This window comes from Candidatus Bathyanammoxibius amoris (assembly GCA_024451685.1).
Classification (GTDB): domain Bacteria; phylum Planctomycetota; class Brocadiia; order Brocadiales; family Bathyanammoxibiaceae; genus Bathyanammoxibius; species Bathyanammoxibius amoris.
This window is the reverse complement of record JAMXCW010000003.1, coordinates 161,433-188,020: the sequence shown is the minus strand read 5'-3', so window position 1 is coordinate 188,020 and position 26,588 is coordinate 161,433. Positions and strand designations below refer to the sequence as shown.

Sequence of the window (26,588 nt, the reverse complement as noted above, 5' to 3'; positions counted from 1 at the left end):
ATATTTCTATCTGGAACCCGGGATAAATATTTGCCAGAACGTCAAACGTGTGTAAAATGTTTTATATGACGAGTAAGATAAGGAGAAGGTCTTTGCACGTTTCGCTCGTCCCGGTCCTGGTGGTACTTGGGCTCTGTACAGGCCCGTGGTACTGTAGCAGTGCTCTGGCGCAGGACCAGAGTATAGAGACCCGGGTAAAACGAAACGTCGAGGCCCTCAAGGATGAAAAGAGCGTGGTGATGCGTGCCGGGGCCGCCAAGGCCCTTGGCAACATAGGCCGCGACGCATCCGACTGCACGCCGGCCCTGGCCGAGGCCCTCTTAAAGGACAAGCATCCGATGGTTCGCGCCCAAGCCGCCAAGGCCCTGGGAAAGATTAATAACGGTGACAAGGCGGGCGCACGGGCGCTTTCTGAGGCCCTGTGGTACGACAAGAGTACCGAGGTGCGCAAGAACGCCATCTGGGCGCTGGGCGAGATTGGAGATAAGTCGCCCGATACCATTGAGGGCCTTTCCGCGGCCCTGCGGAACAAAGATCCTGAGGTAGGTATCAGCGCCGCCAAGGCCCTGAGTAAGATAGGCACCGGTTCCCAGACGGCCATCTACTACCTCTGCGACGCCCTGCTTCACGCCACAAACCCGCAGGTGCGCGTGAACGCCGCCCTGACCCTGGGCAACATGGGTCCGCGCGCGCGGGACGCTACTACCATACTGGCCAAGGCCCTGGAGGATGAGGACTCAGACGTCCGGCTTGCCGCCGCTCAGGCCCTCGGCAGTATTGGCCGCGAGGCGCTCGACGCCGCCTCAGCACTGAGCAAGGCCAGAAGGGACCCCGACATGCGCGTCCGCAAACAGGCCAAAGAATCCCTCATGGACATCGCCAGGGGTGGAAGATAACGACCAACCCATTCACCGCGTCCATGCGCACCCTGCCGTCTAACCAACCCGTCCCATCGCACCAGGACAATATTTGCATTTGATTTTACCGTGACGGGTGTGCTAGATTTGACTCTTTACAAATTTCGAGGAGGGTAATACCGTTGGACTCGAAGAGTCTTATCAACCTGTCCATACTCTGTTACTGGCTGTCAGTGGGCATATATACGGCGTACTGGTACTGCAACTTCTCCGGGAAGGGCACACGTACCTTTGTACTTGCCCTGGGGCTGGGCATTCAGCTCACCGCCTTCGCCATGCGCGGTATGGCCATAGAGTATTTGCCACTTACAAATAAGTTTGAGTCATTTTACGGATTTTCCATAACTGTGTTCATCTTGCTCTACATATACAGAGATGTGGAGGTGCCCATCTTCAGGACGGTGCTCTTCAGTGTGGGCTATGTCTTCCTGGTGGCCGCGGCCTTCTGGCCGAAGGGGCTTAATTATCCTCCGCCACTGATGATAACCATCTGGTACACGCTCCACGTCCCGCTGTCGTTTATGTGTTACGCGTACTGGACCTTAAGCTTCGCGGCGGCCTCGGCCTACTTCTTGGGAGCCGGACCGCGGGGGACATCATCAGCATCCGCCGGAAATCCGTCAAGCCCGCCCGGAGAGGCGCGAGGTCGAGACATGATCGATATCATTGACAGGGGTTTTCTCTACGGGATGCTGGGGTTTTCGGTCTCGATGCTCTTTGGAGGGTTGTGGGGTTATGTGGCCTGGGGCAGTTACTTCCTGTGGGACGCAAAGGTGGTATGGTCTGTAATCGTGTGGCTGTTTTATTCGGCCTGCATCCACGTGGACAACTGGCCCGCCCTTAAGCCCTATAAACCGCACCTGGCAGTCGCCGGGTTCCTTATCATGTTAATGACCTACGTGGGGACGAGTTTCCTTATCTCCAGCTCCCACAGCTTTGGATAAACCAAGATGCTTTACAGACTCTACGACATACTGAAATCGAGGAAGCTGGGCGTGCAGTTGGGGTTTGCCACAACGGGACTGCTCATCTTCGGAAGCCTCTGGATGAACTTTATGCCCGGTTACTACCGGGAGCTTCAGGGGGAGGACATAAACTTCTTCTTCCAGCACGTAAGCCCGGTCAACAGTTGGTTCTATCTGTTGTTTGCCGGGTTTGTACTCTACGGGATAAACGCCTTCTTCTGCACCATTGACTCGGTGGCGGTCAAACTGAGGGCGGGTGTAAAAAATGTCACGCTGTACGGCGGCGCTGTGGTGCACCTTGCGTTTGTGGTCACGCTGCTCGCCCATCTGGTGGGCGGGTTGTACTCGACTAGCGGGAGACCCATTACCATAACTAATGAACCCGTTAAATGCGGCGACGTCGAACTCAGCGTTAAGGCGATTGAGGTTGTCTCCTTTCCCAACGGTATGCCCAGGGAGGTCAGGGCCACTATCAGGGTTAAACGCGGTGAGGAGGAATTCGACAGGATACTGGGGTACAACCAGCCAGTGGTCTTTGACCTTGGGGCCAGGGAGTTTCTCCTCAGGCAGTACGAAAGTTCACCCAGGAACGTAACACTGAAGATTAACAACATGACCCGGAAGTTGAAGTTGTATGAAGAATTTTACATCGGCGATTCACCCGCGATAGTGGCCGGGCTCATGATGCCGCCAAAGATAGAATTTCCCGTGGCAGCCATCGTTACAAGACCGGGGATGGCTGATGCACAGCAACATTATGTCCGTATGGACAGGGAAGCCCCTCTGTTAATCGAGGGTGCCGAGGTGCAGCTTGAGGACGTCCAGATATACAACGCCGTGATGGTAAGCCTGAAGGAAAACCCGAGCATGCCCATTGCGCTCGGGGTAACCCTGCTCTTCGCCGCAGGTGTGGTAATGATAATCTTCAGACTGGTACAGAAACTGGCCCATAAATACTGAGTGGCCCCCGTCGCCTGCAGGTCATTTCACCTCAACTGATTCTACTCGTACCCCGCTTTGGGCAAGGGGTATCAGCTCCTTTATGCCGCTGGTCTCGATTATCACTCCGTCAGTTGTGATGGACACAATCCTGATTCTTGTACCCTTTATTGTGTCACCCACCACGTAAAATTCGCCATTTATTACGGCTACGCCCTCTTCTCCGCTTATCAGCACCGAGGTCACGGTAAGACTTGGCGGGGCCCGTTCCATGGTCCGCTCGGACGCCCTGGTTGCCTTTACCGATGGTTTGCGAATCTCCTCAGGAGTCAGAAAAGGGTTCCGCCCCCAGCTTCCAGCGGCAACAAGCCTCTTAAAACCTACTGTATCCTGTGACACCGGTTGAAACTTGCGTGCCTCACCCTCCGCTTCATCCGGCATCAAACCCTTCACGTCACCCTTATCTACGACCGTACGCGGCACAAACGATCTGTCGGGTGGAGAGATGACAGTGGTCCCGGTTGAACCCCCGCCCCTGAAGGTAGAGATGAACCTGTAGACGCCGAGAGGTAAAAGCAATATCAAGGCAATAAGCATTATCTTGGCTCTGCGGTCCAGGTTCATTTTGTTGCTCTGGCGTGAAGTTCTTTGTCCAGCGGGTATACACGCCTGCTAATCGTGAAAAGTTATACCGGCATTAACCTCCCGATTTCGCGCATATGGGCTCTTTCGGGTAGTTTTCGTCCAGGTATTGGGCCAATTTCAAGACGTCCTTTCTGGGAATCAGCGGAAAACCTACCTCGCCCCCCCCAACATAGACCTGGTACGTGGCCACCGTAAGCACCGCGGGCAGCCAGTGACTCGTGTGAGGGGGACAGATGGGCGGTATCACATGGGCCTCCCCCTCGCACATGAAGAAGTTTTCTACAGCCCAGCCGTGGCACATGGCACACACACGCTCAAAGAGTTCTCTGGGGGATTCTTCCACGGCCTGCGTCTCACTGTTAAGTGGCGTAAAGAGAAAGAGGTATAGCAGGATCAAAACTACTAGGGTCTTTTTGCCCAGACCACCTTGTGACAAAAGACTATATCCTCCCTGGGTACCGCCACCGGTTCATAGGCAGTTGCGTTGTGAGACTTGAGTATAATCATGTCCTGGGAGAAGGCAATCTCTTTTACATATACCTTTCCCGTGCTGTTAAGACGGCAGATAACTACGTCCCCCGACTTCACCTTGTGCGACGGACATACAACCACCTTTGTACCCTCCGGATAACCCGGCAGCATACTGTTCCCGCTGACTATCAGGCCGTAGGCGTTGCTGTCAGTAACATCGGGCATTCTTTCAAGGGGTTCGTCAATGGAGCCGCCGGTGGGCAGGCCCGCATCATCGAAGACTACCTCCGTCTCTCCCGCTGCCACATGACCAACTATATTTATACCGTCATTTCCCCTATCACCGTACCGTGATACCGCCACCCTCCGCCGGGTATCGCCCTCAACCCCGGTACCAGACGCCTTTTTCTCAGGTTCCCCAACCAGCTGGATAATCCTGTCCCTGGCCGGGACCGGAGGGTAGTCCTTCACGTCATCAAGCAGGTACTCAAGTGACACCCCGAAGGTCTTGGCAAGTGCCAGCGCGGATTTTCCAGGGAGCTTGCGGTTCAGTGACTCCTTTTCATAGTTTCGGTAGCTGGATATAGGTATACCGGCCTCCCTGGCGGCATGGGACTTTGTCCAGCCCCTCTCCGCTCTAAGTAATCTGAGTTTCGTTCCTACGTTCATATGTCCCTATATAATAGAAAGATACAAAATATTTAAGAATTTACTTGCAATTTCGCCCACATAGGCTACAATCGCCCATATAGGCCATTGGAGCCTGCACGTACCTACCCTTATCGCCTGTTCAGGCTGATGCGGGCATATAGTGCAAATCCTTGTATAATTATCCACATCCATGTTTTTTTGTCAATAGATAATTTTGACCGGGTGGGAATCTGATGGACAGTCAACTTATGCGGGAAACTTTATCAAAAAGAGAACTTAACGAGCTGTACCAGCTTCGCGGCGACCAGTATACCAGCAAGGACGAACTGGTGGACGACATAATTGCCAACGACGACGGAAGCCTGGCCGAGCTTATTGAATCTGAGGGGAGTTTTTTGTTTCTGCTTATGGGTAAGGAAAGGAGCCAGGCGATGACCCGTTTTGTAAGACTCAAGGACGTTTGCGAACTTTTTGGAGTAACGCGGTTTACTATCCGGAATTGGATTGAGAGGGGCGAGTTCCCTCAACCCATACGCAAGGGGCTTTTCCTCAGATGGCCCGAGGACGAGATATTGGGGCTTGTAGAACGGCTCAAAAAGAACAGGTAGTTCTTACGCGTGAGGTTTGTAATTGTAGTAACGAGACGTACCATATCTGTTTGGCGGCTAGAATTGATTGATGTGATAAGGCCCGACAATCTTCCGAAGCTCAGACTCGTCCACATGCTCGGCGGCAAGGATGCTCCCGCGCACTAAATAAAGCAGCATACCCGTTATCGTCAGACTGGCCAGACCCAGCAGGTACTCCCCGATATAAAACGTCACGAACAGGTTAAAGAGCATGGTGGCAAAATAACAGGCCGGGCCCAGCAGGGCCTTATACGGGACGTAACGCATGCCCTCATCCTTGAAACCCCTCCACCCCTCGACAAGACTGTCCAGCCGCTGAAATAGATAGATAATGGCAAGGGCCACCACGAACCATCCAAGGAAATTAGACAGCGGCACACCGAAATATATACCGGCATCAGGGTAATAGAATATCTGACCCAGAAACCATCCCGCCCCCCTCAGCGCCACCGGGTCCACCACCACGTCCTGCAGCATCATGAACGTCGCCGCCAGCAACAGGACCCCGCGGGACCGCCAGTGTCTCTTGTCCCTGATCAATTGTACGTCAATCCCGCTCCTGCAGAGCCGTGACGTGACCAGCAGGGACAGGGAGTAGCTGAAGTACGCGAGGAAGGTGTATGAGAGGGAATCCATAAACGGCACGTTGGAGATGTAGAGTTCCTTACCGTGCGTATAACCCGTGTATATATACATACCGTAGGGGATTCCGGTTCTAGTGGAAGAATATTCGGAGACGAACGCTATCGTGTAGGCAAGCAGCGTAAAGAGAATAATCCGCCGGGTCCCCAGCTGAACCGCGCCCGCCAGCAAATACATAAAGAAGAGTATAAATACGTACGGCCTCAGGATGATTGTGGCAATAAGGAGCGAAAGAAAATCCATGTCATGTGCTCCGGGCAATATCGGCATTTTCGGCATGCAGGGTGTGTCTCGACGCACCGCGCTATAGTAATGATTATGAGTAACGATTAAGACCCAGCGCCCTGCCGGCAGTTAGTCCGTAGTATATTCCGTCATCAATAAATGTCAACCGCTTAAAGACCCCGGCCCTGCCATTGAGATTTTCAGGCATTTTTGTTGACGCCCGGCTACAAACAGAGCTATAAAATAATAAGAGGCATGCAGGCCCATTAAAGCCGTTAATGGGAGGTGCCTGAAATGAAGAAGACTAAAAAGGCAAAAAAAGCCGAGATTATAATAGACAAAATCATAGAAGCGCTCGCGTACACCTTCACCGGCCGCTGGCGCCATCAAGCACGAGGTGAAGGAGACTAAGCAAGGATATCATCAAAAGAACATCGTGTAATGGGTCTTTTAAGCCGGCCCTGCCGGGGAAAAGGAACTCGTAAGTCCATCCTGCATCCCTGATTTGTGCTCAGTGGAATTTGTCTAAAACTGCTCCAGTAAGCTCACACATCACGACCACACACCTGCAAAACAGGCATTAAGCAGACTTGTTGATGACACAAGAACGCGGTCTTGAAAGTACCCGCAATATGAACGCCACAACCCTTTCCCTTTTCAGTTGACAGTAATTTGCCAATGCCGGATAATTTAGTTAGAAACTGCGTCTGTTTCCCGGGATGAAGATATTGGCAGAGGAGAGATATATACTTATCGAGCACACGGCCGACCTTGCGTTCGTCGCATACGGCAAGGATTTAGGGGATCTCTTTGAGAATGCGGCGTTTGCACTCTTCGACGTATACGCTGACCTGTCAAAAGTAGAGGAGAAGACGGAAAGAACCGTCAATATACAGATAACGAAAGAAGCGGCCAAGGATACAGAAACGGACTATGAACAACTCCTCGTCAAATGGCTGAACGAACTGCTTTACCTTAACGAGGTGGAAGACCTGCTCTTTAAAAGATTCAAGGTTGCAGAGATAAATGGCGGGAAACTACGCGCGTCGGCCTTTGGTGAAAAATTCATTCCCGGACGGCATGTCATCCTGACCCCGCTTAAGGCCGTTACGTACCACCGCATTGAGGTGCGGCAGGAACCCGGCAGGTGGCACGCACGGGTAGTCGTAGACCTGTAATCTTGTATGGGTACGGCATGCCGTGCCCCTGACAGGAAAGGAATAATAATGTATGGCTGAGGAACCGTTAATCAACCTCGAAAAGATAGATGAGTACCGTTACAGGCTGACAAGAGAAGGCAGTATGCGGGTTGACGGTATCATCTACGCGAACGAGAAGATAATTAAGGACATAAAGAAGGACGATAGCCTTCGACAGGTGGCCAACGTGGCGACCTTGCCGGGGATAGTCCGGGCCTCACTGGCCATGCCCGACATACACGAGGGCTACGGTTTCCCCATAGGCGGCGTCGCGGCCTTCGACGAGAAGACAGGTGTGATATCCCCCGGCGGCGTGGGTTACGACATCAACTGCGGCGTCAGGGTCATGCGTTCAAACCTGAGACAGGAAGAGATATCGGGGCTCATCGAAAAACTTGTCGACACCCTCTTCCGCAACATACCCGCGGGCGTAGGCTCGCGCAGGAAGGATCTGAAGCTGAGCCACGCCGAACTGGAGTCCCTGCTGCACAAGGGCGCCCGGTGGGCCGTGTCAAAGGGGTATGGCTTGCAAAAGGACCTCGACCACATCGAGGAAGGCGGGTGCATAAAGGGAGCAGACCCTGCCCACGTCTCACAGAAGGCGCTGGAACGGGGCCGGGCGCAGGTAGGCACACTTGGCTCCGGAAACCATTTTGTTGAGATCGACGTCGTATCCGAGGTGTATGACGAACAGCTCGCCCGCGGGCTGGGTCTTGAGCAGGGCGGTATCGCCATTCAGGTACACACCGGCTCCCGTGGCCTTGGTTATCAGGTCTGTGACGACTTCATCGCCGTAATGATACAGGCGGCCAGGAAATACGGTATAGACCTGCCGGACCGCCAGCTATGCTGCGCCCCTCTCGACTCGGACGAGGGCGGCCGTTACTTCGCGGCAATGGCCTGCGCCGCCAACTTCGCGTTCGCCAACCGGCAGATGATCACACACTGGGTCAGGGAGAGTTTTTCCCGTGTGCTCGGCAGGTCAACTGAGGAACTGGGACTCGACCTCATATACGACGTATGCCACAACATCGCGAAATTCGAAGACCATGTGGTAGACGGCAAGTCCAGGCGCCTGTGCGTCCACCGCAAGGGCGCAACCAGGGCGCTGCCCCCCGGACACCCTCAGACCCCGGAGGCCTACAAGACCACCGGGCAGCCGGTACTCATCCCCGGTGATATGGGCCGCTACTCATACATACTTGTGGGCACCGAGGCCGCAAGCGCCGAGACATTCGCGTCAAGCTGCCACGGCGCCGGGAGGCTGATGAGCCGGACAAAGGCATCCAAAATAGCAAAGGGCAAGAACATTGTAAAGGCGATGCAGGAACTGGGAGTGGTGGTAAGGGCGTCGGGGTGGCGCACACTGGCCGAGGAGATACCCGAGGCCTATAAGGACGTCACCGAGGTGGTAGACGTCGTCCACAACGCGGGAATCGCCCGGAAGGTCGTACAACTCAGGCCGCTCGGTGTCATAAAAGGATGAGGTTGACACGCCGTCCCGCAGTTGATAGCATGTGTAGGCATGAATGCCTACGCCGTCATACCGGCACGATACGGCTCAACAAGGCTTCCAGGCAAGTGCATACTTCCCGAGGCAAAGACCATTACCGGCAAATATATCATTGAGCACGTCTATTCCAGGGTAAAAGACGCTAAGACCATAAAAGGGGTTTTGGTGGCCACCGATGACAAACGCATCTATGACGTGGTAAAAGGTTTCGGGGGACGTGTGACGATGACCTCCCCGGAGCACCGTTCAGGGACGGAGCGGGTGGCGGAGGCGGCGTCGGAGCTGGACCCCGACATCGACATCATCGTAAACGTGCAGGGTGACGAGCCGGAAGTAATGCCTGAGATGGTCGATACCATAGTAACTATTCTATCAAACGATACCGGGGCCGTGATGACCACCCTGGCAAACCCCATCGTCTCCCGCAGCGAGTTCGATGACCCTCACGCAGTCAAGGTCGTCCTGGACAGTAACGGCTATGCCCTCTACTTCTCCAGGTCTCCTATACCCCACGGAAACCACCCTGAAGCGGAGTTCGCCGATAAGGGAATCTTTCTCAAACATCTTGGGGTATACGCATACCGGAGAGATTTTCTGATGAATTACGCCACCCTGCCACAGACCGCGCTCGAAAAGACAGAAGACCTGGAGCAGCTCAGGGCGCTATCAAACGGATACAAGATAAGGGTATCTGTTACGCCCCACAGATGCCACGGTATAGATACCCCGGAGGATTTTAAACGGTTTCTCGACACGTACAGGAATTGACAATAACAATATGACAAAACACATATTCGTCACAGGCGGCGTAGTATCATCCCTGGGGAAGGGCCTTAACAGCGCCTCGATAGGGCTGCTGCTCGAGAGCCGGGGGTTGAAGGTAAGCCTCCAGAAGTTCGACCCATACGTAAACGTAGACCCCGGCACCATGAGCCCGTTTGAACACGGTGAGGTCTACGTCACCGAGGACGGTGCCGAGACGGACCTCGACCTCGGGCACTATGAGCGGTTCACCAGCGCCGTTATGAACAGAGACTGCAATCTCACCACCGGCTCCATTTACAACTCTGTCATCACAAAGGAGCGGAGGGGAGATTATCTCGGCAAGACCGTCCAGATAATACCCCACATAACAAACGAGATAAAGGACGGTATAAGGAGGCTGGCCGTTCCCGGCGTTGACGTCGTCATCTCTGAGATAGGGGGGATTGTGGGTGACATAGAGAGCCAGCCCTTCCTTGAGGCCATCAGGCAATACGCCCAGGACATAGGACGGCAGAACGTCCTCTTTGTACACCTTACACTGATACCGTATCTCAAGGCCGCCGACGAGATGAAGACCAAACCCACACAGCACGGTGTCGGCATTCTCAGGCAGGCGGGTATCGAGCCGGACATCCTTATATGCAGGACCGAAAAGCCTCTTTCACCGGACATCAGGAAAAAAATATCACTATTCTGCAACGTGGAAAAAGACGCCGTCATAGAGGAGACCGACGTAAAACCCTATCTATACGACATACCCATCATTTTAAGGGATCAGGGCCTCGACGGCATCATCCTGAAAAAACTGGGGCTGAAAATGGACGGCCACGACCTGCACGAATGGGAAGAGATGTTGGCCAGATTAAAGAACCCCCGGTCCTGCACGGAGATAGCGCTGGTCGGAAAATACATAACACATAAGTCGGCCTATGAATCCATTTACGAGTCCATTACCCACGCGGGCAGCGCAAATTATACCAGCGTCAAGGTACGGCGCGTCGAGGCAGAGGACGTCGAAACCGAGGGCCCTGAGAGATGTCTGGACGGGGTGAAGGGAATCATAGTTCCGGGCGGCTTCGGCGAGCGAGGCATCGAGGGCAAGGTCATTGTCGCCAAATACGCCAGAGAGAATAAGATACCTTACCTGGGCCTTTGTCTGGGGCTGCATTGCGCCACTATCGACTTCGCCAGAAACGTCTGCGGACTAAAGGATGCAAACAGCACAGAGTTTAACCTGGACACGAAAGACCCGGTAATATGTCTCCTTGAGGAGCAAAAAGACATACAGGGGCTCGGGGGCACCATGAGGCTTGGAGCACATCCATGCGTCCTTGGGCCTGACACCAGGGCACATGCCGCATACGGCAGGGATGAGATATCAGAGAGACACAGGCATCGCTATGAATTTAATAACGCCTACAAAGAGTTATTCGCCTCCAAGGGTATGGTCTTTAGCGGTCTTTCACCCGATCAACAGCTGGTCGAGATAATTGAGCTGAAGGAACACCCGTGGTTTGTCTCCGTACAGTTCCACCCGGAGTTCAAATCCAAGCCCACCCGGCCCCATCCGCTCTTCAGAGATTTTATAAAGGCAACGCTCGTGGAATCCGGGACAGAGGAGGTAAAGGAACTGCGGAAGCAACTACTGACAGAATAGCGGACAATCTTCTTTTAACAAAAGTAGGAACAGGTTTTTAAACCTGTCCGGCAAGTTATACGCAGATTCCTACTTGTTGTTAGTAGCATTTTCTATGTAGCGTGGCAGCTCGCTGCCACGTTTAACCAACAGAAGGTTAGTCTGGACGCACCGTGCGGCTATAAAAAAACGCCGGCAGAGGTTCAAATATGGCTAAGGCAAAAAAGTCTGTAAAGAAGGTCCATAAGAAACAACCTAAACAGAAAAAAAACGTGCGGGTAGAAAAGGCTCAAGACGAGCAGGTTCTACAACAAGAACAGCCGCGAGAAGAAAAGAAGGCCTCCGCAAAGCAGCAGGAACAGAAGCAGGCGCCACAAGAAGATGTGGCTCGTGAAGAGAAAAAGGTTGAAGAAAAGGCCCAGGACAGACCCACTCCAGCGGAAGAACCGGCGCGGGAAGAAAAGAAGACAATAGACCAGGAATGGAAGGAACAAGCCCAGCAGGAGAAAAAAGAAGCCAGGCAAGAAGGCACCCGCCCTCACATCCCAGAGCCCAACTTTATGCTCTTTGTCTCCGGGCTTGCCTCACAGACCCTTATCGCCCTCGGTCAGATAGAAAACCCCTTCACCAAGCAGAAGGCAATAAACCGGGACCAGGCCAAGTATACAATAGACACCCTTAAAATGATAGAGGAGAAGACGCGGGGCAATCTAACACAGGAGGAGGAGAAATATCTTCAGGGCCTGCTCTATGACCTGAGGATGAGCTACATCTCCACCACCGAATAACCTGCTGCCTTGTACACTTTAACACAGTCTTTAGACGACATCATCCCTGCCCTAAAGACACATTCTTGAGGTCTACATGAAATGGCCGTTCCTGTCCCTCCATTCTGGTGTTTATCATGCGTAACTAATTACTAGGAGAACATCCTGCTCTACGCCGTACTTGGTGACATACACAGCAACTTCGAAGCCCTGGACACCGTTCTGAAAGACATAAAAGAAACAGGGGCCGAAAAGATTCTGAGTATCGGGGACGTGGTGGGCTACGCCGCCGAACCTTCCAGGTGCCTCGCCACCCTGAGAAAGCTGACCGGGACCATCGCAGCGGGTAACCACGACTACGCCGCCGTCGGGAAGATGGATATAAACTACTTTAACCCACACGCGAAAGAGGCGGCATTGTGGACAAGAAAACACCTGAGCAGTGAAGACAAGGATTTCCTGTCCAACTTGCCCCTTGTCATAGAATTAGAAAAAGAAGATATTACACTTGTGCATGGCACACTCTATCAGCCGGAGCAGTTCCATTATCTCCAGACGTACCGGGAGGCGGAACTCTGCCTTGCCGCCCTTCAAACACGCACCTGTTTTATAGGCCACTCCCACGTCCCTTTAGTAATCATCAAGGATGACGACGCGCTGCGCACTGAGAATAAAGAGGTGGTGAGTCTGAAGGGCGTGAAACAGGCTATAATAAACGCCGGAAGCGTGGGGCAGCCCAGAGACCAGGACCCCAGGGCATGTTACGTGCTCTATGACACAGATGACCAGACAATAAGCTTCAAGCGTCTTGAATATGATATAGAAAGCGCATCGAAGAAGATTATTGAGGCGGGCCTCCCGGAATTCGAGGCAGAACGCTTGAAAGCAGGCATTTAGTCCAGAAACACCAGCCTGGCGGAATCTATGCCCTCAAGGTTGTTTATATCGATCTCCAGCTCTCTTGATACCGGCCCATCGAGGTTTATTATCAAAATGGCGATGCTCTCACCGTCGACCAGCTTCCTGCCGAAGGCCATCCTTGCTATGTTTATTCCCCTGTCGCCCAGCATTGAGCCGACACTGCCGACCAGTTTTGGCCGGTCCTTGGCAATGATGACCAGCATCGTGCCCTCCAGGAAGGCCTCAACGTTGTAACCGTCGATACTCACCACGCGGGCGTCACCCCTGTCAAATATGGCGCCGGTGATGGCGCTTTCCATCTTAGCGGTTTTGACGCCGGCGGTAATCAGATTCGTAAAATTCCCGCAGGTACTGCTGGTAGTAACCGAGACTTCTATGCCCTTTTCCATGGCCAGGATAGGTGCGCTTACCAGGTTGGCGCCCTCATCCACGCAGGGCTTGAGCAGCCCCACAAGAAAGCTGTCGGTTACAAGGCGAGTGTTCTTCTTGGCTATTTCCCCCGCATAGATGAGCGACACGGAATGCACCCCGCAATCCGTCAACTGCATGAGGAAGGAACCCATCCTCTCGGTAAAGTCCATAAACGGGCGCAGCTGGTCAAACTCGTCGGGGCTGCTGGCAGGCAGATTAAGGGCGTTGCGGAAGACCCTGCCCCGCAGCGCGTCCACCATCTGCTCGGCGGCCTCTACCGCAACCGCCGTCTGTGCCTCGCTGGTCTGGGCGCCAAGATGCGGTGTGGCTATGACCTGCTCCAGCTCAAGCAGCTTATTCCCCGTCGGCGGCTCCACTTCAAACACGTCAAGCGCGGCACCCGCCACCTTACCCGAACTGACCGCGTCGTAAAGGTCCTGCTCCACTACTATTCCACCCCTGGCACAGTTTATCAGCGCCACACCCTGCTTCATGACGTCAAACTCCCGTTTCGCTATCATATTCCTTGTGGAATTGTTGAGTGGAACGTGGATGGTTATGAAATCAGACTGCCTTAACAGGTCATCAAGTTTATCCACCTTCTGTATGGGGTACTGGTCCGCTATCTCAGGAGAAACATACGGGTCATAGGCAAGCACCTTCATCCCAAGCGCGGCCGCACGCTTCACCACCTCGCGCCCAATCCGCCCCAGACCAACAACCCCGAGTGTCTTCCCCATGACCTGAGCACCAACGAACTTCTTACGCTCCCACTCGCCCGCTTTGAGCGACTGGTGCGCCTGGCACAGCTTCCGGGCCAGGGCAAATATCAGACCGATTGTGTGCTCAGCAGTTGAAATGGTGTTGCCCTCGGGGGTATTCATTACCACCACACCCTTTTTGGTGGCGGCTGCCATGTCCACATTGTCAATCCCTACGCCAGCCCTGCACACGGCACGCAACTTCGCCGCGGAACCAAGGACGTCCCCCGTTAACCTCGCCCGACTGCGGACTATCACACCCTCGAAGTCCTTAATCTCCTCCCTGAGCTCGTCGGGAGACAGGTGAGGCTTCTTCACCACCTTTATACCCGCCTTTTTCATGATATCATCACACACATCAGGCAGGTTGTCTGCTATCAGCACCCTCGTATTGTTAAGCGTTTCTATTGCCATAGTAGAGATAATAGCATGAAATAAGCCGGGACGCAAAAAATTAAGGCAGCAGTCAAGACCCTGCTGCCCGGCCGGGTTAAACCATGTCTTAAGGGCTTTCCTTCTTCCAAACAGCCCTCATAAAAGTATATCTCAAAAGAACCTGCAGTCAAACGCAATTTCGCCGGCACTATCCTCACCCGCATGCCGACAGTCTCCTTGCTTGACCTTTGCCGTGGGTTCGTGATATATTCCCATAGTAAGTCCCTTGTTTTAAGGACGTTTATCATGACCAAAGGTAATAAGACAGGACGGGTAGTGGCCGTCTGTATAAGCCAGAAGAAGGGTACACAGAAGGTGGATGTCGGCGAGGTTAAACTCATTGAGGACCATGGTATCGAGAGCGACGCCCACGCGGGACCCGGCCACCGCCAGGTAAGCTTTCTGGCGCTTGAAAGCGCCGACAAAATGAGGCAAAAGGGGCTCGACATAGACTCAGGCGATTTTGGCGAGAACATCGTAACCGAGGGGCTGGACATTAAGCGCCTGAAACCCGGTACAAGACTGAAACTGGGTAATGACGCCCTCCTGGAAATAACCCAGATTGGCAAGGAGTGTCACGACCGCTGTGCCATATATTACAAGGCCGGGGACTGTATTATGCCCAAGGAGGGTATTTTCAGTACGGTACTGGCCGGCGGGATTGTGCGGGTCGGTGATCAGGTAAAGATACTCGATTAGGCTGCACGGAGGGGATTTTTGAACTCACACCAACATAATCATAAACATGGTCATGGCCACGAACATCATGGACACGCCAAAGTCGCTATTAAGGCGGCCATCCTGACGATGAGCGATAAAGGTTCCAGGGGTGAGAGAGAAGACGAGAGCGGGCAGGTTATCAGACAGCTCTTGGCCGAGATAGGCGCAGAAGTGCCTCTTTACGACATAATACCCGACGAGGCAGAGATTATTACAGAAAGGCTTAATGAGTGGAAGGACGAGGTGAACCTGATACTCACGACCGGGGGCACGGGTGTTTCGCCGAGGGACGTTACCCCTGAGGCGACCCGCGCGGTAATAGAAAAAGAACTGCCGGGCTATACCGAGGCCATGCGGATGGAGAGCCTCAAGGTCACGCCGCGGGCCATGGGCACACGCGCCGTCGCAGGGGTGGCGGGACAATGCCTCATCGTTAACCTGCCGGGGAGCCCGAAGGCCGTCGAGGAGTGCCTGCGGGTCATACTGCCGGTGATTCCACACACCATCGAGGTAATCCAGGGAAAGGTGGACGATTGCGCAAGAAAGTAGAAAAACGCGCGCTGAGCTTTCAGGAGATTATTCTCCGGCTCCAGAACTACTGGACCCAGCGCGGGTGCCTGCTGATGCAGCCCTATGACGTCGAGGTGGGTGCCGGGACGTTCAACCCGGCCACGTTTCTGAGGTCTCTGGGGCCGGAACCCTGGAAGGCGGCCTACGTAGAACCCAGCCGCAGGCCCGCAGACGGCCGCTATGGAGATAACCCCAACCGCCTTCAACACTACTACCAGTTCCAGGTGGTCCTCAAACCCGCACCCGAAGACTCACAGCAGATTTACCTGGACAGCCTGAAGGATCTGGGCATAGACCTTGTGGGCCACGACGTGCGCTTTGTGGAAGACGACTGGGAGTCTCCCACCCTCGGCGCTACCGGGTTGGGCTGGGAGGTCTGGATAGACGGGCTTGAGATAACGCAGTTTACCTATTTCCAGCAGGTGGGCGGCATAGAGCTTGAGCCAATATCGCTGGAGCTTACGTATGGTCTTGAGCGGATAGCGATGTTCATCCAGAAGAAGGAGTCGGTCTTTGACCTGCAGTGGTCCGACGGCCTCACCTACGGGGACGTCCACCACCAGGACGAGGTAGAGTTCTCGGCCTACAACTTTGAAGAGGCCGACGTGCCGATGCACCTTAAACTCTTCGACACGTACGAGCGGGAGGCGAAAAAACTCCTGGATAAGGGCCTTGTATTACCCGCCTATGACTACATGCTCAAGTGTTCCCACACCTTCAACGTGCTCGACGCAAGAAAGGCCATCGGCGTCGCCCAGCGCACCCGTTACATCGCAAGGGTCAGGGGTCTTGCCAGACGCTGCGCCGAGGGTTATTACAAACTGAGAGAAGAACAGGGTTGGCCGCTGCTGAAGAAGTAGGGCATCAACCCACCCGCCATTTCAGAGAACTGCCTTTAAATTCGCGATAAAGCCTCTTTAACCTCATCAACAAGGTAAACCTCGTTGTCTGCTATTGGGGCAGGTCTGCCTCCGGCACACCGCACTTGCTAAAACCTGCGGCAGAGGACGTCGCGGACTGACCTGAATACCCTGGTGTCTGTATCCTCCCCCTTGACTATCAGGGTATATCTTGAATACACGCCCCTGAACACCTGCCTTGACATAACATAGGCCTTTTTGCCGTCTATCTTGCTGGTGCCCCCGCGTTTAAAGAGCGGCTTTACAACGGCTACAGCCATAACGTTCGGGTATCTGGCAATCTTCTTCTTAACCTCTCTGACCAGCGACGGGGAAAGGTCGCTGGTGGAGACGTCCCTGTCGTAGATGACTATCACGCCCTTATGATAATCGGGCAGTTGTTTCACCTTGTTGTCAACGGCCCTCTTTATCCTGTTCGCCTCGGAGAGGCGCTTACCGCGGCCGGTCGGGCGTTGCAGGTATATTACCTCAAACAATACCTTCTCACGCCTTATCTTTACAATGAGGTCCGGGTTTGTCTCCGGTGCCTTCGGGGAGGAGAATTCTACGTAGTAACCCGCGCGCTTTATTCTCGACGCGACGTCTACCTCGGCCCATGCCCCCGGTTCGCCCTGCTTGAGCAGCCTGTGCATAACGTGCCTGAAATTCCTTATCCTCTGCACGCGGTCAAGCCTCTCGGCAATCTCTTTGGAGAACATATTGCCGAAGGTGCTTTCCTCGGGGACGTCCACGCCGAGCATGTAGTTCAGTATCAGATACCCAAGCTTCTTCGACGCCTTTATCTGGGTACTCACGGCAGCCTCTAATATCCCTCTGCAAACAACAGAACGTGGGTAAACGTTACATTAATCCATCACACCCATTGCGGGCATTACTCTGTCGGGAATCTCTTGATGGCCTTTGTATCCGTCGCCGCAGCGGAGTTCCCTCAATTTTTCTCTGATGACGCCCGGACACTCACCGTCAACCGTTCCGGAATCATTAAACGCCCCGGAAAGTTTTCTCACTATATTTCGCACCTCTAACAGGATTGCCCGCTGCCTGTTTGTGAATACCACGGGGGCTTTTGGTTTACCGGTCTCATAACAATCTATATACTCGTCGAATAATTCGCCGACAATCATCTTTTCAAGTGAATCAAGCCCCGTGCCCTTCAGGGCTGAGATATGGCAGATAGGACCATCAAGCATCGCGGCGAGCCTTTCCGTATCAAGCATGACGCCCAGGTCTATCTTGTTGACAACGGTTATTATCTTTTCTTTATAAACGCCACGGTCAAAGGCAAGCTCCTGTATCCGGGCCCATTCTTGTTCGCGAAAATCTCTTGAACCGTCCAGTACCAGGATTATCCTGTCAGCCCGCCTGTGCAGGTGGCGCGCCCTCTCAACCCCTTTTCTCTCGACCTGCTCATCCGTCTCCCGGAGTCCCGCAGAATCGAGCAGTTCGAAGGGAATGCCGCGTATAGAGAAATATTCGTTGATGTAATCCCTGGTGGTTCCCGGAAGGTGATGCACGATTGCCCGCTCCTGCCCCAGAATTTTATTGAACAACGTGGATTTTCCCGCATTAGGCAGGCCGGCTATGGACACCTTCTGTGGATTTGAGAGGGCCAGTCCAAACGCGGCCGAGTCCAGGAGTTCGTCCAGGCCCTTGAGAAGCGCGGCAAGCTTGTCTGAAACATTTCTCTGTAGCGCCCGGCCGGTTGAGCCGCCGTTAATCGTCTCCGCAATAACGTCTATGCCGGTCTCGAAGTCCAAGACCCGTTGAGAGAGTAGTTTCTCATATTGAGCCGTAAGGACCTTGACCTCCAGCCTGGTCTTCGCGTTGACTAGAGCTTCCAGGGCCTCCATCTGGAGAAAATCCATCCTGGCACTCTCACGCCCGCGATCCAGAAACTCCGTCCAGACGCCCACCCTGGCCCCGGCCTTAACAACTGTATCAAGCGTGCCTCTCACCGCCCCGGCACCGCCGTGACAGTTTATCTCTACAAGGTCCTCACCCGTAGGACTCTCCTCAGACCTCCAGATGCTCACCAGGGCCTCGTCAACCGGCGCGGAGGTTACGGCATCCACCACGGTGCCATAGAACAACTCTCCACTCGACGCCCCACGGACCTTCCTGCCGCCCCCTTTTCTCCTGAAAATCCTGTCCACTATCGCCAACGCATCCGGACCGGAAACCTGGATTACACCGATACCACCTTCACCGAGCGGTGTGGTTACGGCCGCAATGGTATCATTTTTCCCCCTGCGGCCCTTTCTCTGCTTCCTCAACCTTTTCTTCTTCTCCCTCAACGCTTCCTGTTACACCCGTAACCCGTTTCTTAATGTCTTCAATCCTTACGCCTTCAACCTTTTTCTTCGCACCCTCTACAATCTCATCCGACTTTTCCCTGACCGTGGCAAAACCATCCTTAACGCCCCCCGGAATAAAGATGGTCAGAAAACGGGTGCCCTTGGCAAACACCATGACAACCTTTGACGACTCGGCAAGCTGTTTCACGCTGCCGCTGCTGTAGTACACCAGACTCACGGCAACCACGCCACAGACAAGCGACGCCTGAAAAAGGCCAAGAAACAGGCCCAGCACCCTGCTGACCCTGCCGGGACGGAGCCGGAAGACCCTTCTTGCCAAAATCCCCAGGCCGTAGCTTAACAAAAAGGTGGCTACGAATACCGAGGCGTACCCCACTGTCCTCGCGGTACCCGCTCCAAGCCCCTCTTCAAAGGGCCCTGCCACGATGCCATACAAGACCAGTCCGGCAAAGTATGCCAGCACCAGACAAAACAGGCCGTAAAGCTGCCACATCAGCCCGCTCCAGAAGCCAAGTCCCGCAGCCATACAGAGAATGGCGATAAAGACGATGTCCAGCCAGGTCATGCTATCTTATTTCTCATCTATTTGAAGAAACTCTTGAACAAGCCCTCAATATCCTTAATCACGTCATCCGACTTAATCAGGGCGTCTATCAACGCGCCTTCATCAACGCGGGCCTTCGGCTTGGACAGAGTACCGGTAATCTTTAATTTTACCTTCCTGGCGGCGTTCTCCGGCCCCACAGTCTTTCCCGGGGTCGGGAGAAATACAGCCGCAACGTAATCTATCTCCTGGTCAAAGTCCAGCCAACCTGAAAGTTCAACGTCAAAAGGTTTACCCTTTATAAGGAATGGCACTGACTCCTCTGACTTTGGGATATATAACTTCTGATTTTCAATGCGAAAGTCGCCGGCAGCTGTATCAACTATAAATATGTCGCCTGTCTTGCCGAAGAACTTAACAATCTCCTTCAATACCTTCAGGCCGGATATCTTCCCGTTTTCGATTTCCAGCCTCCCATTCGCCGTAAGCGTTTGCTTTACCCCCTCGTTCCAAAACAGGCCCTCCGCCTCCGCCTCGTCAATGTGTACCGTATAGAGTCCGCCGAACTTCCCCTTCCCCAGCTTATGACTTACCGGCACTTTTATTCCGTGCAGTTCGGCTTTCGTGTGCGGATTCAGCACCCCATTATTAAAAAGTTCTGATTCGACCGTGGCCTTCACCGGGGCGCCGTTTACCTCCATGTCTACGTGTCCGCTCAGCTTATTCTTCTCAAACTTGAACTGTTCAGTGTTAATCTTGGAAATCTTGTACATATCATAAACAATCTCATCCGCGTTAAAGGTGCCGCTAAGCACGAGGTCTTTAATATACGGCTTCGCGAGGGGTCCCTTAAAGTTTAAGTCAAGGTCTGCCATCCCTTTTACCGTGAGCCTCTCCGGCAGTTTGTGCAGTTTCGGTATCTCGTCCATATTGAGGGCCAGACTCAGTTTACCCTGGCAGTACATCTTATCGTTAAGATTTATCTGGGTGTTTTTTAGTTTGAGGGCAAGCAGACCCGAGGTGACGTCGATGTATTTTATATTGTATATATTCTTCGTATGGTCATATACTACCTGCTGTTGAATCCTTACCTCAGGGTCGTCATATTTAAACGATTCAACCTCGAAGTTCAGACCTTTAACCGTTGTAATGCCTTTTACGGTAAGTACCTCTCCGATAGTGCCGCTAATCTCCATGTCACTGTCAAGGTCGCCGACGGCCTCTACCCGACCCACGGAATCATATTTATGGCTAAGCCTCAACAACAGCTTCTTCAGCGGCAACGACAGGTGAACCTTGCCGTCAACCGAGCCGTCCATACTCACGACGCCCGTAGCGCTAAAATCTATCTCGTCAGTACTCACATTTAATTCATCAATGTCCGCAAGCCCTGTATACGGATTTACACCCACCTTGTGGGAAAGTTTTACCCTGGACGTCTGAATGGGTTCGGGGAAGAACGGCACCAGGTCAAGGTAAAAGTCGTCAAGTGTTGTTTCACCGCTGAGAAGCATTCCGCCGTCAGACTGCGAAACGGCATGCACATCTGAATCCAGACGGCCCCTTATCTTTACAGTATCAGGCAGCGCCAGTATCGCATCCAGCCTGGTTATAGTCTTTTGGAAGTCCGCCTTAACCACGGCATTGACGACCTCTGTCCCGGCTTTGTCCAGCTTGCCCAGGTCGACCACGGCCTTAATGGATGCAAAACCGGACTTGAATTCAAGATGGCCCTGAACATCTTCAAGGGACGCCAGTTCATAGCCCCGCAACCTGCCGGAGATAACCGCATGGTCCTGCCCTCCGCCCCCGATTATATCGCACTCGCCTTCTACAGTGACCGTCCCGCCCGGCTTAATGCCGCCCACGATGAGGTTAAGATTCTCCACCTTCGTGGACTTTCCGGAATAAAGGTCGGTGAATACGAACGTACCGTCGCTAATCCTGGCCTCTATTATGTTCGGAAACTTACGTTTCTTCCCCGATGAGACCGGAAAACCGCTCCCACTGCCACCGGACACTGCCAATTCAGCAGCGCCATCAAGGCTGGGTCCCTCCCGTCCCCTATCTTCCCCCCGGTAAATCACCATCTCTGGGCGGTTGACGTCCAGGCGCTCGATAATCAGCTTACCCCTGAGGAGCGGAAATATCGCAAACTTGAGGTAGACGCTGTCCACCTTGAGGATGGGCCTGTCGCCTTTCTCATCCTGTATGAAGAGGTTTGATATCCGTACCCCCGTCTTCCAGCTGAAGGAGACCTCCTCGGCAGTAGCCCTGCCCTTAAACTGTTTTTCAAGCTGGTCCATGATAATTCCGCGCAGAAACAGGCTCGGAAACACGGCCACAATGATGACAAATATAAGGATGGGACCGCCGATTCCACCGCCAATCGCAATCGGCAATAGCTTCTTTAATCTCATCTCTTGCTCACAAGCCTCCTGCTAATGTGACTACGCATGTCCATGTCTGCCAATCCGCCTCAGCTCTTACTGCGGGGCTCTTTGTTCCTATTCGGCAACACATTCTCCCCCGTAGCGTCATCAAAGAAATGTACCTTTTCTCTGTCAAAGGAGACGAAGACCACCTCGCCCTCCGTGGCAGAAAAATCGGCCTCTGTCCTGGCGATAATCTTGTGGCCTGAAAACATGAGGCTCACAAAGGACTCGGCACCCATAGGCTCTACCACAGAGATTGTGGCCTTGAACGTATCTGGTCCTTCCTGTGGAAATAGTTTAACATTTTCCGGTCTTACACCCAAGACAACTTTCTCCGTCTGGAGCCCGGTTTTGAGCAACCCGAATTCTTCGGCCTTCAACGACAGTCTGTGCCCTCCCGTCTCTACAAATTGTCCCGCCAACCTCGCGGGTATAAAATTCATGGGCGGGCTGCCCAAAAATGAACCCACGAACCTGTTTGAAGGGTGGTCGTAGACCTCCTGCGGGGTACCGCACTGTTCGATACGGCCGTCCTTTACTACGGCCAGCCTGTCGGAAAGTGTCATCGCCTCCGCCTGGTCGTGCGTAACGTATACAAAGGTACACTTAAGGCGATGCTGGAGCCCCTTCAGCTCGCTCCTCATCTGCGCCCTCAACGCGGCGTCAAGATTGGAAAGGGGTTCATCCAGTAGAAACACCCGTGGGTTTCTGACAATGGCCCTGCCCAGGGCGACCCTCTGTCTCTGGCCGCCACTCAGTTCCCTGGGCATCCTGTCAAGAAGCTCTTTAAGCCCCAGGAGTTCTGCGGCGTTCCCCACCCTGGTGTCGATCTCGTCCTTCCCGGCCCCTGACATCCTGAGGGGGAAGGCTATGTTTTCGTACACATTCTTGTGCGGATACAGGGCGTAGCTCTGGAACACAAATGCCACGTCCCTTTCCCTGGGTGAGAGGCTGTCGACGGATTTTCCGTCAAACAGTACCCTACCGGAACTCAGGTCCTCAAGCCCCGCGATTATGTTAAGTATGGTAGATTTCCCGCAGCCGGAGGGGCCTACAAGGGTAAAGAATTCCTTATCCTCCACACTGAGATTCACACCATGTATGACCTCCGTGTCAGCGAATTTTTTCACCACTGCCTCAAGACGCACACTGGCCATGTCTACTCCTTGACAGAACCCGCCGTAATACCGGTGACAATACGCCCCTGAAAGACCACGACCAGTATTACAAGCGGCACGGTGACTATAATGGAGGCGGCGGCGATATCTCCCCACGGCACCTCGTGGACACCCGGGAACAGCGCGATACCAACGGGGATTGTCCGCGCGGCGTAACTCGTGGTAAAACTCAGCGCGAAGAGAAACTCGTTCCATGAAAAAATAAAGACCAGTATTGCCGCCGTGACTATACCGGGGACGGCAAGCGGAAAGATAATCTTATAAAGGGTCTGGAACGGTGTGCAGCCGTCGACCTTGGCCGCCCTGACAAGGTCATCGGGTATCTCCCTGAAAAAGCTGGTCATTATCCAGATGCTCAGCGGAAGTGCAAACGTGGAGTAAGGGAATATGAGTCCCGCGTACGTATCTCTCAAACCGAGGGCACGGATTATCATGTAGAGCGGGCTCACGATGGAAATAGGCGGGAACATGGATATCGCAAGCACCAGCCCCAATACCACTATCTTTCCCCTGAATCTTAATTTGGCGAGGGCGTACGCGGTCAAGGAACCTATGGATATGCAGAAGACAGTGGTGCAGGACGCCACCACGAAGCTGTTCAGGATTATCCTGGCGAACGGCACCTCCTCGAACACCGCGGGATAGTGCGACAAATCCGTCCTGGTGGGCAAAATCGGCGGCAGAGACGCCAGTTCCTCCGACGGTGTCAGCGACGTGATAAGCTGCCATACATATGGTCCAAGGCTCCAGGCGGCAATAAACCCTAACGCCGCGCAAAATACTGAAATCTTCAGTGTCTCGTTGCTCCACAGTTTCATATTATGCGCCGAGTCTCATGTAACCGCCCAGGCATCTGATATACAATATACTTATTACCATGACGCAAATGAAGGTTGCGACCGACACGGTAGAGCCGTAGCCGAACTGTAAGGTCTGAAACATAATTTTATAGGCGTATACGCTCAGGGTCTCTGTCATGTTGCCAGGCCCTCCGCCGGTGAGCACGTACACGGTGTCAAATATCCTGAAGGCATCAAGCGTCCTGAAGAGCAGGGCAATCAGGATGGCCGGCCTGAGAAGCGGGAGCGTAATATGCCAGAACCTGCGCCAGGCGCTTGCCCCGTCCACCATCGCCGCCCTGTAGAGGTCTTCGGGTATGACCTGCAGCCCCGCAAGTAACAAAAGGGCCATAAACGGAGTCGTCTTCCAGACGTCGGCCAGGATAACCGCATGAATGGCAAGATATTTGTTCCCCAGCCAGTTTACGTTAGCTGATAACAGGCCGCACTCTCTCAACAGGAAATTCATAATCCCGAAGTCCGGGTTGTATATCCACTGCCACATCTTCGCGGATACCACGGTGGGTATGACCCACGGGATGAGTACTACGGCCCGCATCATGCCCCTCCCGGGAAAGGCCCTGTGTATTGCCAGGGCTATCAACAACCCGAAGAAAAGCTCAAGGGAGACGGAGATGACTGTAAAATAGCACGTGTTAAATAAACTGTTCCAGAACCGTGCGTCGCCCAGAAGACGCGCATAATTATCCAGCCCGACAAATTGAGAGATGTCGAAGATGAGCATCTTCCGGTGCAGGCTCAGCCACAGGACGGTTATTATCGGATATATTGCTACACACAGGACTACGACAAACGCAGGGGCCATCAGGATGAGGGCCAACCTCACGTCCGGTGTTAAAAACGGCTCTCGCCAGGACCGCATATCAACTCCTCCGCTTCCAGAATCGCGCCAGTTCCAGTATGTAGTCCATCTCCTTCTCGGCCCGGGCGAGCGCCCGACCGGGTTCGTCTATCCCGTTAATGATCACACTGAATTCTGACTGGAGCACCTGTGCTATCATCGGGTAAAACGGCGTGACGGGTCTTGGTCTGGCGTTCGCTATAATCGGATATAACTCAGTAATGAACGGCTGCTCCCTGACCAAATCCGGGTCAGAATACACGGCCTTCCTTGAGGGTTTGAATCCGGCACCTCGCGCAAGGGATTTCTGCGACTCGTAGCTTGTCATGAATTCAACAAACCTCCACGAGGCGTCCTTGTTACGGGAGTACTTATTTATCCCAAGCTGCCATCCCCCCAGTGTACCCACGCTGGAATGGCCGCTGAACGGGGGCATAGCAACCACGCCAATCAGACCCTTTACCTTTGAGCCTTCCTCCTGGAAGAGATTCCAGGCATACGGCCAGTTCCGCATATACAGCGCCCGCCCGCGGCCAAAGGTGTGCCTTGTAGACTCTTCGTCTGCGGTGGTCACCAGGTTGGGTGAGACCCCGTTTACAGATATAAGGTCCCGCATAAAACTAAGCGCATACTCCACCCTGGGGTCGGCAAGCCGGCAGCGCCCCTCCGTGTCCAGAACGCGGCCTCCATTGCCCCTTATGAACTCAAGCGCTACACACACCAGCCCCTCGTACTGCTTACCCTGCCAGATAAAACCATACAGCCCCGGGTCTCCCTCCGCGTCCAATACCTTACGGGCGGAGGCAACAAGTTCCTCCTGCGTGTGTGGCGGTTCGAGTCCATGCTTCTCCAGCAGGTCTTTCCTGTAGTAGAGGATGCCCGCGTCAACATACCAGGGAACTGCATACAGCCTTCCATTGTAGGTGTCGGCCCCGACCGGGCCCTCTAAGAATTTACGGACTTCATCCGGGGAGATGCGGTCCGTCAGGTCGTCCAGCCAGCCAGCCTGGGCAAACTCGGGTATCCATATCACGTCCAGGGAAATTACGTCAAAGTTGGAGGCCCTTCCCTCAAGGCTGGTGACGTAAAACTGGTGCTGCTGGTCTGACGTGGCGGGGAGGACTTCTTCTTTTATATGAATATCCGGATTTTGCTCCTCAAACCTGCGGATTACTTCCCCGATGGTCTTTGCGCCCGCAGACTTTCCGTGTTGGAAGACTATGGTGGTCTTATCCGCCCGGGGCTCAAGCTCCCTGTGACAGTTAGTGGAAGGAAGAACAAATAACAGGAGAAAAAGTATGAGGAACAGGTGTCTCATTTCTTGGAACGTCTATGTTCCTTCGCCACCAAATCGGTATATAACTCAGCCTCCAGATCGGCCAGTTCGTACTTTCCCTGCGCGTTGTATATAACCTCCAGCCAGTAATGTGGCTCTGAGTTTCCGGGGTCAAGCTCCACGACCTTCTGAAATTCCGTCTTGGCCTTGTTGGTCCAGCCTTTATTTACAATAATGGGGACGCCTACGCCACGAAGCATCTCCCACTCAATCCCCTGTTTAAGATATGCCTGTGCAAGTTCATAGTGGGCTGACGAACTCCCGGGGTTATCTTCCACCTTTTGCCGTAAGCTGACGATGCCCCCGGGAGTTGCACAGGAGACGGAAAATAATGGAGCGGCAACGATAAACAGTAGGAGGTATATCCTCATGAGAAT

At 53.7% G+C, this 26,588-nt stretch carries 27 protein-coding genes; 13 read left to right on the top strand and 14 right to left on the bottom strand.

The genetic code is table 11. From position 1 onward, the window contains the following. The first annotated feature begins 92 nt into the window (after nucleotides 1–92). The 3 genes from NOU37_03355 (at nucleotide 93) to NOU37_03345 (ending at nucleotide 2,842) form a co-directional block, all read left to right on the top strand. Nucleotides 93–896: a HEAT repeat domain-containing protein gene (locus tag NOU37_03355; protein MCQ4574273.1), complete on the top strand. Its 804-nt coding sequence runs from the start codon at nucleotides 93–95 to the stop codon at nucleotides 894–896. A gap of 143 nt (nucleotides 897–1,039) precedes the next feature. Next, complete coding sequence (locus NOU37_03350) at nucleotides 1,040–1,861, top strand: cytochrome c biogenesis protein (protein MCQ4574272.1); 822 nt, start codon at nucleotides 1,040–1,042, stop codon at nucleotides 1,859–1,861. A gap of 6 nt (nucleotides 1,862–1,867) precedes the next feature. Continuing rightward, nucleotides 1,868–2,842, top strand: coding sequence for a hypothetical protein (locus NOU37_03345; protein MCQ4574271.1), 975 nt, complete (start codon nucleotides 1,868–1,870; stop codon nucleotides 2,840–2,842). A 21-nt stretch (nucleotides 2,843–2,863) separates the two neighbouring features. On the opposite strand, the gene NOU37_03340 is transcribed toward NOU37_03345, so the two are convergent. The 3 genes from NOU37_03340 to NOU37_03330 form a co-directional block, all read right to left on the bottom strand. After that, nucleotides 2,864–3,445, bottom strand: a complete 582-nt coding sequence (locus NOU37_03340) for a hypothetical protein (GenBank protein MCQ4574270.1) — start codon at nucleotides 3,443–3,445, stop codon at nucleotides 2,864–2,866. A 73-nt stretch (nucleotides 3,446–3,518) separates the two neighbouring features. Then, complete coding sequence (locus tag NOU37_03335) at nucleotides 3,519–3,902, bottom strand: hypothetical protein (protein MCQ4574269.1); 384 nt, start codon at nucleotides 3,900–3,902, stop codon at nucleotides 3,519–3,521. Next, a complete protein-coding gene (locus tag NOU37_03330; protein ID MCQ4574268.1) occupies nucleotides 3,869–4,606 on the bottom strand; it encodes a helix-turn-helix domain-containing protein in 738 nt (245 codons plus the stop codon). The genes NOU37_03335 and NOU37_03330 overlap by 34 nt, the downstream gene beginning before the upstream one ends. Nucleotides 4,607–4,836: 230 nt before the next feature. Between NOU37_03330 and NOU37_03325 the strand changes: the two genes are divergently transcribed. After that, nucleotides 4,837–5,196, top strand: coding sequence for a helix-turn-helix domain-containing protein (locus tag NOU37_03325; GenBank protein ID MCQ4574267.1), 360 nt, complete (start codon nucleotides 4,837–4,839; stop codon nucleotides 5,194–5,196). A gap of 57 nt (nucleotides 5,197–5,253) precedes the next feature. Here NOU37_03325 and NOU37_03320 read toward each other — a convergent pair whose 3' ends face one another. Further along, nucleotides 5,254–6,102, bottom strand: a complete 849-nt coding sequence (locus NOU37_03320; protein MCQ4574266.1) for a carotenoid biosynthesis protein — start codon at nucleotides 6,100–6,102, stop codon at nucleotides 5,254–5,256. 710 nt (nucleotides 6,103–6,812) lie between these two features. Here NOU37_03320 and NOU37_03315 point away from each other — a divergent pair. The 6 genes from NOU37_03315 (at nucleotide 6,813) to NOU37_03290 (ending at nucleotide 12,861) form a co-directional block, all read left to right on the top strand. Continuing rightward, the gene (locus tag NOU37_03315; protein ID MCQ4574265.1) at nucleotides 6,813–7,262 is read left to right on the top strand and encodes an archease; all 450 of its coding nucleotides are present in this window, start codon (nucleotides 6,813–6,815) and stop codon (nucleotides 7,260–7,262) included. 70 nt (nucleotides 7,263–7,332) lie between these two features. Next, entirely contained in the window at nucleotides 7,333–8,769 is a 1,437-nt protein-coding gene (locus NOU37_03310) for an RtcB family protein (protein MCQ4574264.1), read from the top strand. Nucleotides 8,770–8,808: 39 nt separating this feature from the next. Beyond that, a complete protein-coding gene (gene kdsB / locus NOU37_03305) occupies nucleotides 8,809–9,564 on the top strand; it encodes a 3-deoxy-manno-octulosonate cytidylyltransferase (protein ID MCQ4574263.1) in 756 nt (251 codons plus the stop codon). Between the two features lie 10 nt (nucleotides 9,565–9,574). After that, a complete protein-coding gene (locus tag NOU37_03300; GenBank protein MCQ4574262.1) occupies nucleotides 9,575–11,218 on the top strand; it encodes a CTP synthase in 1,644 nt (547 codons plus the stop codon). Between the two features lie 188 nt (nucleotides 11,219–11,406). Next, a complete protein-coding gene (locus tag NOU37_03295; GenBank protein MCQ4574261.1) occupies nucleotides 11,407–11,985 on the top strand; it encodes a DUF1844 domain-containing protein in 579 nt (192 codons plus the stop codon). A 144-nt stretch (nucleotides 11,986–12,129) separates the two neighbouring features. Next, the gene (locus NOU37_03290) at nucleotides 12,130–12,861 is read left to right on the top strand and encodes a metallophosphatase family protein (protein MCQ4574260.1); all 732 of its coding nucleotides are present in this window, start codon (nucleotides 12,130–12,132) and stop codon (nucleotides 12,859–12,861) included. Here NOU37_03290 and serA read toward each other — a convergent pair. Next, nucleotides 12,858–14,471, bottom strand: a complete 1,614-nt coding sequence (serA, locus tag NOU37_03285; protein ID MCQ4574259.1) for a phosphoglycerate dehydrogenase — start codon at nucleotides 14,469–14,471, stop codon at nucleotides 12,858–12,860. The genes NOU37_03290 and serA overlap by 4 nt on opposite strands. A gap of 267 nt (nucleotides 14,472–14,738) precedes the next feature. On the opposite strand from serA, the gene NOU37_03280 reads away from it, so the two are divergent. From NOU37_03280 to glyQ, 3 genes are read left to right on the top strand one after another with little or no spacing between them, the layout of a single operon-like run. Further along, the gene (locus tag NOU37_03280; protein ID MCQ4574258.1) at nucleotides 14,739–15,191 is read left to right on the top strand and encodes an MOSC domain-containing protein; all 453 of its coding nucleotides are present in this window, start codon (nucleotides 14,739–14,741) and stop codon (nucleotides 15,189–15,191) included. Between the two features lie 18 nt (nucleotides 15,192–15,209). Then, the gene (locus NOU37_03275; GenBank protein MCQ4574257.1) at nucleotides 15,210–15,761 is read left to right on the top strand and encodes a MogA/MoaB family molybdenum cofactor biosynthesis protein; all 552 of its coding nucleotides are present in this window, start codon (nucleotides 15,210–15,212) and stop codon (nucleotides 15,759–15,761) included. Further along, nucleotides 15,746–16,642 carry a glycine--tRNA ligase subunit alpha gene (glyQ, locus tag NOU37_03270; GenBank protein ID MCQ4574256.1) on the top strand — a complete coding sequence of 299 codons (897 nt, stop codon included), beginning with the start codon at nucleotides 15,746–15,748 and terminating at the stop codon, nucleotides 16,640–16,642. The genes NOU37_03275 and glyQ overlap by 16 nt, the downstream gene beginning before the upstream one ends. Nucleotides 16,643–16,770: 128 nt before the next feature. On the opposite strand, the gene NOU37_03265 is transcribed toward glyQ, so the two are convergent. From NOU37_03265 to NOU37_03225, 9 genes are read right to left on the bottom strand one after another with little or no spacing between them, the layout of a single operon-like run. Further along, the gene (locus NOU37_03265; GenBank protein MCQ4574255.1) at nucleotides 16,771–17,496 is read right to left on the bottom strand and encodes a hypothetical protein; all 726 of its coding nucleotides are present in this window, start codon (nucleotides 17,494–17,496) and stop codon (nucleotides 16,771–16,773) included. A 51-nt stretch (nucleotides 17,497–17,547) separates the two neighbouring features. Further along, complete coding sequence (locus tag NOU37_03260) at nucleotides 17,548–18,996, bottom strand: GTP-binding protein (protein ID MCQ4574254.1); 1,449 nt, start codon at nucleotides 18,994–18,996, stop codon at nucleotides 17,548–17,550. After that, nucleotides 18,938–19,582 (bottom strand): CvpA family protein, encoded by a 645-nt coding sequence (locus NOU37_03255; protein ID MCQ4574253.1) that lies wholly within the window; start codon nucleotides 19,580–19,582, stop codon nucleotides 18,938–18,940. Before NOU37_03255 ends, NOU37_03260 begins: the two co-directional genes overlap by 59 nt. Before the next feature lie 17 nt (nucleotides 19,583–19,599). Further along, nucleotides 19,600–21,981, bottom strand: coding sequence for a hypothetical protein (locus tag NOU37_03250; GenBank protein ID MCQ4574252.1), 2,382 nt, complete (start codon nucleotides 21,979–21,981; stop codon nucleotides 19,600–19,602). Between the two features lie 59 nt (nucleotides 21,982–22,040). Next, on the bottom strand, nucleotides 22,041–23,153 hold the full coding sequence (locus NOU37_03245; protein ID MCQ4574251.1) for an ABC transporter ATP-binding protein: 1,113 nt from the start codon (nucleotides 23,151–23,153) through the stop codon (nucleotides 22,041–22,043). A 2-nt stretch (nucleotides 23,154–23,155) separates the two neighbouring features. Further along, on the bottom strand, nucleotides 23,156–23,992 hold the full coding sequence (locus NOU37_03240; GenBank protein ID MCQ4574250.1) for a carbohydrate ABC transporter permease: 837 nt from the start codon (nucleotides 23,990–23,992) through the stop codon (nucleotides 23,156–23,158). 1 nt (nucleotide 23,993) lies between these two features. Beyond that, a complete protein-coding gene (locus NOU37_03235; protein MCQ4574249.1) occupies nucleotides 23,994–24,896 on the bottom strand; it encodes a sugar ABC transporter permease in 903 nt (300 codons plus the stop codon). Nucleotide 24,897: 1 nt separating this feature from the next. After that, complete coding sequence (locus tag NOU37_03230; GenBank protein ID MCQ4574248.1) at nucleotides 24,898–26,193, bottom strand: ABC transporter substrate-binding protein; 1,296 nt, start codon at nucleotides 26,191–26,193, stop codon at nucleotides 24,898–24,900. Further along, a complete protein-coding gene (locus NOU37_03225) occupies nucleotides 26,190–26,582 on the bottom strand; it encodes a hypothetical protein (protein MCQ4574247.1) in 393 nt (130 codons plus the stop codon). Before NOU37_03225 ends, NOU37_03230 begins: the two co-directional genes overlap by 4 nt. Between the last annotated feature and the right edge of the window lie 6 nt (nucleotides 26,583–26,588).